Consider the following 13893-nt stretch of genomic DNA (forward strand, 5'->3'; position numbering starts at 1 on the left):
CACAATTTGCTTCAAGTTTATTTCGCTACGCGCACAGCCTGCGCACTTGTGCGCGCGATAAAGTCGCTATCATACATGGCTTCGGCAAGCGCACCGCCTAGCACATATTCGCCCGTGAGTGTCGCGACACATTTGATATACACCACCTGTGATTTGCCAGAATCCACAAGCCCATTATCGAAGAAAAACATCACCCTATCGCGCAAGATATCCATATAATCCACGCGATCATTGGCTTTCATAAACGCCCTATCCCCTAGCGCCTCTTCCTTGTCCCTGCCGTTCTCTTGGCTATCGCTGCTTTGAGACTTGATTCTGGTGTTTTGGATTTCCCAGCCTGTTGGGATAATTTGGGTTAGTGCGAGATTTCTAGGCGATTTAGTCTGCGAAGTGTTTGTGATTTTTAGCTCGATGTAGAATTCATCGCCAAGCTTGATATTGCTAGGGTCAAGTGCCACTTCCTGCCCACTTTTGTCAATGGCAAAAATCCGGCGCGATAGCTCTAGATTCTGCGATTTAGCAGGGATTGTGATTGGATTGACATCTGGCACACCTGTGCTAACTAGCGAGATATAGAGCTTGTCTTTAGCCTCCAGGGTATTTTTAGCATGAGGATCAAGCACAATGCTCATGCGCTTGTTTGTGGAGTATTCCTTGCCATTGAGGGTAAATCGCACGCCTTTGTCGCTAGAATCCGCACTCATGCTAAGTGCTAGCAGACTTGTGGCAATGTCTTGTGTGCCCAGCCAGCGCTCGTTTTCTAAAGTTTTGGCAATGGAGTGCAGCAGGGTAAGGTTTGGCGACTTATCGATGAGTGCGAGAAAATACGCACTCATGGCTTGGTTTGTCAATGCGCTACCATAGTAGTAATAGCGCGTATAGTAATCCCACCTATCACTATAAGGCTTTTCATAGTGCTGCATATCTAGGAGATTTTCAGGCAGTTTGGCGCGGATTTCTTTAGCCACATCATCTAGCCCACTTAGCTTATAGCTCGCAGCAAGGCTTAGTTTCTCGCGCAAGGAGAGCTCTTTGAAGTGATAAGTATAAAGCTCATTCATCGCCGAGATATTTGGCGTGCCTTGGAGTGCTAGGAGAAACAGCGGGTATGCCTGCAGAGCCGGGGTAGAGCTAGATTGCACGCGTTTGGTGGCATAGGCGCTCCAGTTTTTGAGCACAGATTCTGGGACTTGATAGCCTTTTTGCTTGGCTAGGAGAAGAAAAAGCGCGGCATAGTCGCTACCATAGTCGCTAGTCTCATTAGAATCTATCCAGTAGCCAAACCCGCCATTCCCACGCTGGAATTTCACAATACGATTGATTGACCGCTGCACTCGCTCACGCACGATCTCTTCGCTCTGCTCTTTTGCGCCTTGGAGCCCTAGTAGTAGTGGCATAGTCGCAGAAACACTCTGCTCGATACAGCCATACATATAATGCAAGAGATACTCGACTTTGTCTTGATAGGAGAAAATCATCGATGGTGAGATGATGAGCTTTTGTGCGAGCGAGCCTTGGATATATTGCTGCTTGGCTTGGAGAGTCTTAGACTCTTTAGCATTGAGTGTGGAGAGCTCTTCGTCTGTTTGTGGTGGCAGAGGTGTGCTGATGTTTATGGCGTAGTGGTTGCTCTGTGTGATTGTTTGTTTTGCCACAGGAGCTTTTGCGCTATTTGTGCCACTCTTGGTAGAATCTACGCTAGATTCTGGCGATACTTCTACCTGGGCTTTCATGGTGATTGTGATATTGGCTTTGCCTATGGATTTTGGCGTGATAGCAAGGTATTGCATAAAGCGTTTGCGCTTGGGATCAAGGCTAGATTCTAGCTTTTTAACCGCGACATCGCCGCTTACTTGAATATCAACTTGACTTAGGCTTGCGCTATCTTGGGCGAGCACCTCCACAGGTGCGATGATTGTATCATCGCGCTTCATCTCCTCTGGGATATTGGAGTAGAGATTGGCGGGCTCGGCGATTGTTACATGAGATTCTGCATGTCCCACACTGCTCTCATCGCTTGCGATGAGCATGACACGCGCGCTGCCCACGAAGTTTGGCAGCTGATACTCTATAGTCGCTTTGCCGCTTTCATCGCTTACTCCGCTGGTGAAGTAGATGAGATTCTCGCGGCGCTTCTTGCTAAAATCTGCCGCCTGTCCCAGGCTCTCCTCATCTCCACCGATAAGCACACTTTGATGCACCACGCCAAATAGCCGCGCCATAAACTCGTCAAAATTATCATAGTGGATCGCTTCATCGTTGATTTTGCTATATAAGCCTTTGAGTGGGTTTGGCGTTTGGAAATTGATAATACGCAAAATCCCCTCATCAACCACCGCAAGCGTGTAAGCCATTTTGCGCTTTTTGGGGTTTTGGATTGTGATTTGGAGCTTGGAAGCTGGTTTTATGGATTCTGGTGCGATGATTTCAGGAGAGAGTGCTAGGGCTGGGTCTTGCACAGGGATACTAATCGTGCCAAAGCTTCGCTTGACTATCGCGGTTTTTCGCATATCTTGCTGTGTGTGCTTTTGCGATTTGTCAAAATCTTCGCCCGACTTATCTGGGTCTTTGGCTATGAGTGTCGCACTTACATAGATGTTTGGCGCATATTCTTTTGTAAGCGGGATTTCATAGCTTGTTTGATTGCCAGAAATTTGGATCATCTCACTTTTTAGGATTGTATCGCCTTGGGTTAGCGTGATAATCGCCTTGCTAAAGCCTTTGGAGTTAAAGCGCACTATGGCTTTCTCGCCTGCTTCATAAGAAGATTTATCAAGCTCTAGGGGCAGCTGTGATGGGTTTGCCTTTATCGCAGCATCGCCATACGCATCTGCCACGAGCCAGACGATTTTAGGGGGATTGCTCCCATCATCTAGCTCGACAAACACAGAATCATAGTCCTCCACCAAGCTTGAAAGATCTTCGCGCAAGTTAAATGGCGCGCCCTTAGAAGTGATACTCCCCTCTTTTATAAGCGTGGTGTTAATGTCGCTTTTGATTTTAGCATTGAAGTCTTTTTGCACATCATAGTCAAACCACCAGTAGCGATTGTTGCGGTAGATTTTGTAGCGGATTGATTTATCTGCGATTGGCTTGTCGGTAAATGGATTGAGCACGATGAGCGGAAGCTCAAGCGGAGCATGGAGTAAATCGACATAGTGCGGAATCTCGCCCACCCCGATAATACTGCCTGTGCCAAAATACTGCACCGCAGCAGCGTTTGAGACAGGGTGTCCGGTGCTTTCAAGCACTTGCGCCCTAAGTGCCAGGCGCAAATGCTTATAGCTAGAATCTAGCTCGGCGAGATTAAAATTAAAGTGCGCTTTGCCACTTTCATCGAGCACACCATCAAAGCTTTTATCAAAGCGATAGGACTCGCTCTCACTCTGGGAGAAATCAAAGCCCTTATACGCCTTTGATTTGTAATCAAGCGGCGTGGCTTGGAGATTGAGCTTGTATTTTAGCCCTTGTGCGCTTGCCCCTGTGAGATACGCGCTTTGTATCGTCGCTTCTAGGTGCTTTTTGGCGTGGTCTAGGGATTTGGGCGCATCAATATCTACGCGGATTTTATTTGGCGTGATGTATTCGACTTGGAAGTTTTTGTAGAATTTCTCGCTTCCTATGCTAAATGCCGCGCGATAGCCCCCTGTGATGAAGCTTGTATCTGTGGCAAATGTATAGCTATAAAGCCCATAGCCTATGGGCTGGATAATCTGCTCGCTGATAATCTTGCTGCCACGCGGGTTAAAAATACTAAGCTTAATTGGTGCATTTTGTATCCGCTCATCGCGCACAAGGACATTGAGCTGGATAGATTCCCCAGGATTGGCAATCCCCCTATCCGTGTAGGCAAACACCTTGCGTTTGCGCTTTTGCGCACCGCTTGTATCGCGCCCATCGTAAAATCTACTATCATAGTGAAGCCCTAGATAGCTGATCTCGCCGCCTTTGTCGCTAGATTCTGCGATTAAAATCGCAGGTTTTAGCGCAAAATCCCTAGAAGGCTCATTGTCCTTATCTTTGATGATTTGCCCGCCAAGTGCGGTGGATTTATAGGTGCTAAACTCCGCATAGCCGCCAGAATCTGTGCTCACAGATTCTATGAGTTTGTTTGAAGTGGAGTAGAGCGAGAGCTTTATGCCAGAGAGCGGCTCGCCCGTGGTGGAATCCAGCGCATAGGCGATGAGCTTATCCCCAGCCCTCTCTGCTACAAGCGCGACATTAGAGACGACAAGCAGTTTAATAGCACTTCTATATGCGTCTCCATTATCGTATTCTTCCCATTCATTATCATTTGGGTAAATCTTATCCGCGCGCTTAGTGCGAAACTCCAGCACATACGCGCCTTGCTCGAGATCTTTGTCCAGCAGCTCACTTAGCACAAGCGCGGTTTGCACTTCATCTTTGCTAAGGTCAAAGGTAATTTCTTTCTCCCAGATTTTATCCATAGATGAGGTGTCAATATAGCTGCTATTTCTGGTGATATACTCGCGTATATTGCTATCACTGCGCAGATTCTCGGTGCTAAGCTTGTAGATAGCCAGTGTGCTTTTGCGGATATTGGTGCTTATCACACCGATTTTCACATCACGACTGCTAGCAAGCATACTGCCCTCTTGGGCAAACCGCAGGCTTGGGTAGAGACTTTTGCTTTGTAGCGTGATCTCCTCGCTTTCTATGGGGTGCTTGAATGTGAGTTTATAGGTTAGACCCGGTTCAAAATCCCCAGTAAGCGTGATTTTACTGCCCTGCACGAGTGCTTTTACCTGCGGCGCGTAGTTCCCACTATATACGCGAATACTCCCCTGCGCCTTGGCAGAATCCAGCCCAATATCGCGATCGAGAAAAATCTCTATCGCCTTTTGCTTGCCATAGATTTTTGCATCAAGCACCTTAGCAGTATCGCCAGATTCTAGGGCGATGTTTGCGCTAGCTGTATCAAGCTTGATAAGCAGCTCTTTTTTGCCATTTGTCTTAGGAGTGTAAAGGAGATTCCACTCATGCTCACTTACTTGCTGGAGGCTAGCGAGCTTGCTATCCTTAGGCATAGGCGCAGAATCTATGGAGATTTTAGATTCTAGCTCGCTAGCACTTAGTGGCGTGTTGGTAAAGATTGGCAGCGAGATTTGCGTGCGATTCTCATCTTTGAGAGTGGTGAAAGTCGGCGTGCCAAACTCTGCGGCAAGCGCGTTTATCTGCGCTCTAGCAGAGCTTTTGGAGATTTGCACCCCAGCCGCAAGCGCAAGCGCGACAGCCACGATGAGTGCGAGCAGGACAAGGAGCTTTGACTTAGATAGCAGCGTAGGCTTGCTGGGCGTTTGAGCTGGATTTGACATGACTCCCCCTGTGGTAAAGTTTTAGCAGAGATTGTAGCATTTTTTTTTTTTTGATTTTTGAGAAATATACTACAATACACGCAAAATCCACAGGACACAAGCCACATAAAGCACACGCATGAAGCCTAAACACATACGCGAAAAGCCCTTTATCCGCACCTTTGCCATACTTGCTTGCTTGATGTGCTTATGCGTAGGGGGCGCTATCCTTAGCGACACGAGCACGCTCACCTTTGAGCCAGAATCGCTAGTGAGCTTTGATAGAGATGGCGAGCTGCTAAGCTTTTTTGTCAATGAGCGCGACAACTTCAAAGTCAGCTTGCAGAGCCAAGATTTGCCAGCGCAGTTACAGCAGTTTGTCCTACTCTATGAAGACAAGCGCTTTTTCACACATGCTGGGGTAGATCCCCTAGCCCTGGCACGCACGATTTGGGGTAATCTCGCCCACGCTAAGCGCCATGGCGCTAGCACAATCACCATGCAAGTAGCCAAGCTCGGCAGCCAGCAGAAGCGCACCTGGTGGAATAAATTCACCCAAACTCTGCAAGCCCTGCGCCTAGAGTGGCAAAAGGATAAGCCCCAGATTCTGCGCCTCTATCTTGATAACACCCCCTATGGCAGCAATATCGTTGGCGTGAAATCCGCCGCCCTGCTGTATTTCAAAAAGCCCTTGCATAGGCTCTCCCCTGCGCAAAATGCCCTACTAGCTATCATGCCAAACACGCCAAATCTTATTTTCACAAACCCAGCCAAACTCCTAGCCAAGCGCGATTCCCTGCTAAAGCGCGCGCTAGATTCTCATCTCATCACAGACATGGAGTATCGCCTAGCTCTCCTAGAGCCCCTGCCAACCCTCTACCGCAGCAATTCAATCGCCCCGCACGCAAGCCTATGGCTCCCCCGCCACAACCCAGGCACCAAAGTCTTCCACACCACACTCCACAAGCCCACCCAAGAGCTCCTAGAATCCAAGCTCCGCGAGTTTGCCACCATAATCCAAGACAAAGGCGTGCATAATCTCGCCGCACTCGTGCTTGATAGCCGCGATGGCGCGATTGTAGGCTATGCAGGCTCGCAGGATTTTTATGACTTAAGCAGCCTAGGCGCGATTGATGGCGTGCAAGCTGCGCGTAATGTCGGCTCCACGCTAAAGCCCTTTCTCTACGCGCTTGCACTAGATTCTGGGCTCATCATTCCCCAGACAAATCTCGCTGATAGCAATCAATTCTATGGGAATTTCAACCCACACAACGCCTCGCGCAGATTCTACGGGAGCAAAAGCGCGCTGTTTTGCCTGCGAAACTCGCTAAACGCACCATTTGTCGCACTGCTGCAAGACTATGGCGTGGAAGAGTTTTTTTATTTCTTGCGTGCAAACGCGCCCTTTAGCGAGCGCGACTTCGCACAATATGGACTCTCACTAATCCTAGGCACCAAAGAGCTAAGTCTCTTTCAGCTTGCCAAGCTCTACTTAGGACTACGACATGGCGGGGATTTCTCCGCTACGCCACACGCACTAGCCAGAGCGACAAGCCCCGCAGATTCTAGCGCGATGACTTCTAGTGCGCTAGAGTCCAGCATGATAAGCCCACCAAAATCCACCCAAGTCCCCAGCAATCTCACACAAGACTACATCAATAATTCCACACAGACCAATTTTGGCATTTCTAAGGAAGCCGCCTATCTCACCCTGCAATCCCTGCTCAATCTCCCGCTAAACGCCCGCAGCTCCCGCTTCGCGCATAAAATCGCTTGGAAAAGCGGCACAAGCTTTGGAAATCGCGATAGCTGGGCGATTGGCATAAGCGATCGCTATGTCGTAGCGGTATGGGGCGGGAACTTCAGCGCAAAAGCAAGCGTGAATCTCACAGGCAGGGAAATCGCAGGGGTGGCTATGTTTGATATTTTTGAGCTACTTCATGGGGATAGTGTCAGTGAGTTTGGCAGCTGGGCGCAGGTAGGCAAATGGAGCAATACGCCCAAAATGCGCGAAGTGCGAATCGATACAAACGGCTACCGCGTGCAAGACCCTAGTGGCGGGGACTCCAGCAAGCAAGATTCTAGTAGCACCACCCCTAGCAGCAAAATCGCCTATATGCCCTACTATGCCAAGCCACTACGCACCGCCGCGCAAGCCCCACGCCCAAGCTCGATCATCGCCTACCCCACGCCTGGTATCCGCTTCTCGCGCGCTTCACTAGCAAGCATGCGTGATGAAAGCACCCAAGAAGACGGAGTCATCGCGCTATTGCAGCAAAAAACGCTTGCGTATTTTTTTCTCAATGGCGAGTTTATCGGCGCAAATGACCTTGGGCGCATGCGTCTATCTCCTAAAAATGGCACAAACTCGCTCTATGTCATCACGCAAAATGGGCAGAGCTCTAGCGTGGAGTTTGAAGTCCTAGCCCAGTGAAGTAGCACAATCCAGAATCCCCGGAATCCACTTTTTCAAATAACGCCCTTTTCTTGTCATATTGAGCCTTTAGGCGAAATATCTCCCGTCATTGCGAGCCGATGAAATCGGCGTGGCAATCCATAAACACAGCAAAAGTAAAGTAAATAAGCAAGTTTAAAGCAGATTAACACGCGTTAAGTAGGAGAGTTGAGTAAGACTAGCCCACCCCCTTAACGACCAAAGGCTTTTTCAAGGTAGGCTATGGATTATCCTAGTAGCACTTGACTACTACTATACATAGCAGTATAATGCCGACTAAGATTTTCTGGTAAATCTTACTCATCGTAACCTCCTTTGTGAAAAGTAGGCTACGCCAAGAGAGGCTGCAACTCTCTTGGGCAACCTCTACTGAAATTCTAACATACTTCCTAAATACTCCCTAGAATCCACTTTTACTTAATCGTGTTTTTCCGTCATCACAAGATTTGCGTAGCAAATCGTGGCAAAGCAAGGCGCAGCCGCAGCTTCTTTAGTAATCCAATCCCAAACATAAATCTATTTTTTTTTTTTTTTTGATTTTGGCTACAATGTGGCTTTTTAAACTTTCACTTAACCTTTTTAAGGAGACATAATGAAAACATCTACTCATAACACTGCCCCATATAAACGGGGGGGGGGGGGTAAATAATCTCTCTCTCAATGCTTCTACTAGATTCTCTCAAAAGGTTGCTTTATCTATCGCTTGTATCTCGTGCTTAAGTTTGACAAATCTCTATGCTATATGGCATCTAGATGCTGACAAAGGATTACAAAAAGGCTGTAAAGCTGAGATAATAAGTGGTCAAGCTTTTGTAATTAGTCCCAAAGATGGTCAGGATAAATGTCAAGGGGACTGGACACGCTTTAGCACAAATGAAACAGGTGGAGGCTACACCCTAAGACTAAACAAGACTACTTTAAATAACTATACTATTACAACATCTGTGGATTCAAGCAGGGTGTGGGCTAATGGTGTGCTCAATGGATCCACCATAGGGACGGCAAATATTGAAGGAAAGATGAGAGTTGAGCTTAGAGTAGAGAATGGAACCAGCACCATAACCACCCTAAATCATACAGCCAATCTACTACATCTAAAAGGTGGTGGCGGTAAGCTAGACATCAATACATTTAATCAAACCAGCGAGAATAGCGACACGCAAGTTTTCGATATAACAATAACAGACTTCAATCTTAGCGGTGGTAAAACACATCAGCTTGTAGGTGAGATTACCAACCTAAATATCACTAATGGGACATTCTATCAAGGTAAGCATAATGGCGACCCTAGTGGCTATAGTGATAGCCAAATCACAGGCGGCACTATCACAAAGGTGGATTTAAGCGGCAATGGTGCGTTTGAGCAAATTAGAGGCAGTGTAACTGACTTCAATCAGTCAGGCGGCACTGCCACGCAAAAAGGCGGCACGATAGGAACTGCCAATCTCAATGGCGGTAACTTTACCCAATCAGGTGGAGAGATCACTACTGCTAAACTCTCCGGTGGCACATTCACCCACAATGGCGGCACACTTAACAATGTCGTGCTTAAAGCTGGTGGCAGTGGCAGCACATTTGTCAATGGCACAAATTCTGCCTTTGCTAACATCACCCAAGAGGGTGGCAATCACACTATCATAGGTAAGGTTGCTAAATTTACTCTAGCGAGTGGTTCCTTTACCAACAACGGCTCTATCGAAACACTCACCACCAGCACTACCACCACAAGAGCCCTCCGCAATGCCCAAGCTGCCGCTACCAACCACATCACCAACAACGGCACAATCGACAAGCTAGAGCTTACTAAAGACGCTGATAGCGTAACCAATAATGCTGTGTATAACACAGGCGGTGGCTTAGCAAGTGGTATCATCAAAGAGCTACATGTAACAAGCGGCAATGCCACCATAAACACCCTAAATGGTGTAGGACAAGGGACAGCAGGTAAAATAGAGCCCCATACACTCTCTAATATCAACATCACCAAAGACGCTAAACTCACCGTTGATACCCTAAGCGTAGGACTCAAAGGCAACCAAGCTATAGAGAGAGTAACAATAAATAATAATACAGGTGGTAATGGTGGCAACAAAGAATTTGCCGTCAATAAAATCCAAGTAACCTATCTTGATGGCAGCTTTGACCCTGCAAAAAGCATTAGCAAAAATCTCACAGACTATGTATCATCTGGCACCAGCCATAGCTATGTCGATAACAATTCTAAGCCCACCTTTGAATCAAGCCCCGAGCTCCAAGGCATAGGTGTGAAGTTTAATCCCGATGGCACCCCTATCTTTGAGGTAGAAGCCTCCTTGGCTGCAAGTATGACAAGCGTAGTCGTGCGCCAATCTATGCGCCGAAAAATGCTTATAGACACCTATCTCGCAGAACAAAACAGAAGAAGTTTGAAAAACAAAGAGCGCAGAACCGAGCAGCGCATAGAAGCAGCCACCCTAGCAGATGCAAGAGCCCAGTATCAAAAAGACCTAGCCAAATACAAGCTAGACTTAGCCAAATGGGATAAGCTTGCTAGCACCAAAGAGAACAAAGCCCTAATCGCCAAATACGAGCAAGAGGACAAAGCCTACCAAAAAGCCCTAGAGCAGTATCAAAAAGACAAGGCAAAATGGGATAAGCTTAGTGAAAAAGATAAAGCAAAGCTTTCAGGCAGCCCCACACCAGCTCCCATAGCTCCTAAAGAGCCAAAAGCTCCTATAAAGCCCAATGTCAAGCCAGATCACAAAGACTATAAAAAGCTAATGGCTGCCTATGATAAAGCACAAAAAGAGCATAAAAACGCCCTAGCCAAATATCAAAAAGATAAAGCCAAATACGACAAAGACAAAGCCAAATGGGATAAAGACAATCAAAAGCTAGCACAAGCTAGCAAACTAGCTCCAGTAGAGCCAAAAGCTCCTAAAGCTCCCGTGCGCCCAAATCTCAAGCCAAACCACAAAGACTACAAAAAGGCTATGGCAGATTTCACCAAAGCACAGCAAGCACACAAAGCAGCCCTAGCCAAGTATGAAAAAGATCTAGCCAAATACAAGCTAGACAAAGCCAAATGGGACAAAGACAATCAAAAGCTAGCTGCAAGCTCTAAGCCAGCTCCCATAGCTCCTAAAGAGCCAAAAGCTCCTATAAAGCCCAATGTCAAGCCAGATCACAAAGACTATAAAAAGCTAATGGCTGCCTATGATAAAGCACAAAAAGAGCATAAAAACGCCCTAGCCAAATATCAAAAAGATAAAGCCAAATATGACAAAGACAAAGCCAAATGGGATAAAGACAATCAAAAGCTAGCACAAGCTGGCAAAGCCCCAGTAGAGCCTAAAGCTCCTACTAAGCCTAAAATCCTAGCCAGCAAGCCAGAAATGCCACAAGAGCCTAAGCTTGGAGAGATAAGTGCAGAGCTACTAGCTAAGCATAAAGTCCAAGGGGATTTCTTTATCCGTGCCTATGGTGGGACAGGCTCACATAAAGCAACCAATGGCGCACAAACTAACTCTTGGAGTGTGGGCACACTCTTTGGCTCGACTTGGGATTTAGCGCTTGGACAAACAAGTGGGAATATCGGCTTCTATGGTGGGTATGAGTATATCTACAATGGCTATAAGCAAGCCCATATCGATGCCCAAGGACACACAGGCTTCCTAGGGCTTAGATTCTCCCATATCTTTGCTAAGACTAAGCTAGCAGGATTCTACTATATGGCTGATGTCAATGGTGGCTATAGTGATATGTCTGTAGGACAAGATATGAATGGTATGCGATTTAGTGCTAATGTAGGGAATATCAACTTTGGCTCATCATTGAGACTAGGCTCATCTGTGTATATGTATGGAAGCAAATCTATCCTCTTCCCTTCAGTTGGTGTAGGTGTAGAGGGTGGCTATCTAGGAGAGTTTGAGATGAGGACAGACCGCTCTGGTGAGCTACGCTATGGAGGACTAAGCCAAGGCTATGCTGTTACTTATGCCCAAGCAAATCTCAACTACTACCAAGAGTATGGCAAAAGGATTTCTACTACACTAGGTGGTGGATTTAGGTATCTAATGAATACAGATATAAACATTATGCCAACACTCAATGGCAAGGCTTATACCATTGATGAAAAGACAGGTAGAGCAGCAGCAGTGCATTTAGCACCATTTTTCTACCAAGGCACCTTTGTGATAAATTACCACACAGACAAAGCAGGAAACTTCTCTGCAGGCTATGTGGTAGTAGGTGGGGAGTTAGGGATTACGCATAATGCTTCTGTAAGGTGGCATTACTTTTTCTAAAAGGCGTTGGCTTTCTAAAGAAACCTGCTGCGGCTGCGCTTGCTTTGCCACGAAAATTCTTGCGGATTTTCTCGCAAGTGAGAGAGATGGGGCGTAAGGCTAGAATCTGCGCTTTGGGACTCTTTGTAGCTATGCTTAAGAGTCTTTGGTAGATTTTCTAGCGTGGGCTAGGATATTGAGCAGCTCCACGCCAAGTGAGAAAAACATCGCAAAATACACATAGCCACGCGGGATTTCAAAGTGAAGCCCATCGGCAAGCAGCACAATGCCAACGATGAGTAAAAATGCTAGGGCTAGAATCTTTAGCGTGGGGTAGGTGTCGATAAACTTTGAAATAACTTCAGCGGCAAACATCATCATAAGCACTGCGATGATGATAGCCAAAACCATGACTTCCAAATGTTCTGCCATACCCACAGCGGTGATGACAGAATCTAGCGAGAAGACAATATCGATGATCCCTATTTGCACAATCGTGCTAAAAAGCCCGGCATGCTTGCTCTTTATGGTGTGGGATTCTGGCGCGTGGGTGATGTGGTTGTGGATTTCTTGCACGCTTTTATACATAAGAAAAAGCCCCCCGGTGATAAGTACAATATCGCGCCCAGAGATAGCAAGCCCAAGCACGCTAAAAAGCGGCGCTGTAAGCTTGGTAATCCAAAAAAGCGCACCAAGCAGGGCAATGCGCGTGATAAGCGCGAATCCTAGCCCTAGAATCCGTGCTTTGCGCTGCTGGTGCTTAGGCAGTCTTGCGACTAAAATAGCTAGGAAGATGAGATTATCCACGCCTAGCACGATTTCTAGCAGCACTAGTGTGAGCAGGGAAGCCCATACTTGCGGGTCAGCGAGCAGTGCCATTATAGCCAGCCCTTTTTCTTAAAGTAGATGATGGGAATGACGGTGGAGATGATCATCACCACGATGACTAGCGGATAGCCAAATTCCCACTCAAGCTCGGGCATGTATTTGAAGTTCATTCCATAAATCGTGCCAACAAGTGTGGGGGGCATCATCGCCATAGTCGCCACGGTAAAAAGCTTGATAATCTTGTTTTGCTCGATATTGACACGGCTGGCAAAGAGGCTTTGGGTATTATCGAGCATATTGAGATTGACGGTGGTAAATTCTACAAGTGAGTTTAAGTCCTTTAGCACGATACTTAGGTCCTTTTTGATCTCAGGATCGACTTTGTAGCTTTTGAGCAGTGCTGTAATGGCACGCCGCTTGTCAAAGAGCGAGTCGCGCACGCTAAGGTTAAACTCCTGCAAGTTTGAGAGCTTGGCGAGCTGGGCGGTGTGATCGCTTGCTTCTTCGTCAAAGACCGCTTTGCGCAGTAGCTTGGTAAGCTGCGCTGCTCCTTCTAGCATATCGGCATCTTGCTCCACACGCACTTCAAAGATTTTACTGATGAGATCAAAGCCATCTTCAAAATTTTTGGGGCTGATAAGCACGCTTTGCTGGATTTCGTTAAATACTTTGAAATCTGCGTAGCGAATGGTAAAAAGTATGCCTTGAAAGAGAATGAAAGTAACGGTTTCGTTGTGCAAATCCATTGTAGTGGAGCGCATGAGAAAATAGGTGTTTATCGTAATGCTTTGGGTGTCTTCAAAATACCGCGCGGACTGCTCAATCTCCTCTCGCTCTTCTTTTGTAGGGATATCGAGTGCGTAGGTTTGGGCGATGTAGGAGACTTCAGCGCTCGATGGGCGCAATAAATCGATCCACAGCACGCCTTGGGGGAGTGCTAGGCTCTCTGCGCTGCTGATATCTTTTCTACAAACTGCGCCATCTTTTTTGAAAAACACATTCATCATCACTCTCTCCTATCGCGCCAGGC

Annotated in this window: 5 protein-coding genes; 2 read left to right on the plus strand and 3 right to left on the minus strand. The window is 47.0% G+C overall.

What is annotated here, in order from left to right; genetic code table 11:
* Positions 1 to 17 precede the first annotated feature (17 nt).
* Positions 18 to 5336, minus strand: a complete 5319-nt coding sequence (locus Q0171_RS08050) for an MG2 domain-containing protein (RefSeq protein ID WP_299328775.1) — start codon at positions 5334 to 5336, stop codon at positions 18 to 20.
* A gap of 118 nt (positions 5337 to 5454) precedes the next feature.
* On the opposite strand from Q0171_RS08050, the gene pbpC reads away from it, so the two are divergent.
* On the plus strand, positions 5455 to 7749 hold the full coding sequence (gene pbpC / locus Q0171_RS08055) for a penicillin-binding protein 1C (RefSeq protein WP_299328777.1): 2295 nt from the start codon (positions 5455 to 5457) through the stop codon (positions 7747 to 7749).
* A 1040-nt stretch (positions 7750 to 8789) separates the two neighbouring features.
* The gene (locus Q0171_RS08060) at positions 8790 to 12056 is read left to right on the plus strand and encodes a hypothetical protein (protein ID WP_299328780.1); all 3267 of its coding nucleotides are present in this window, start codon (positions 8790 to 8792) and stop codon (positions 12054 to 12056) included.
* Between the two features lie 135 nt (positions 12057 to 12191).
* Here Q0171_RS08060 and Q0171_RS08065 read toward each other — a convergent pair whose 3' ends face one another.
* Complete coding sequence (locus Q0171_RS08065; RefSeq protein ID WP_299328783.1) at positions 12192 to 12914, minus strand: TerC family protein; 723 nt, start codon at positions 12912 to 12914, stop codon at positions 12192 to 12194.
* On the minus strand, positions 12914 to 13870 hold the full coding sequence (gene corA / locus Q0171_RS08070) for a magnesium/cobalt transporter CorA (protein ID WP_299328786.1): 957 nt from the start codon (positions 13868 to 13870) through the stop codon (positions 12914 to 12916). The genes Q0171_RS08065 and corA overlap by 1 nt, the downstream gene beginning before the upstream one ends.
* Between the last annotated feature and the right edge of the window lie 23 nt (positions 13871 to 13893).

The organism is uncultured Helicobacter sp. (genome assembly GCF_937906905.1).
GTDB lineage: Bacteria > Campylobacterota > Campylobacteria > Campylobacterales > Helicobacteraceae > Helicobacter_B.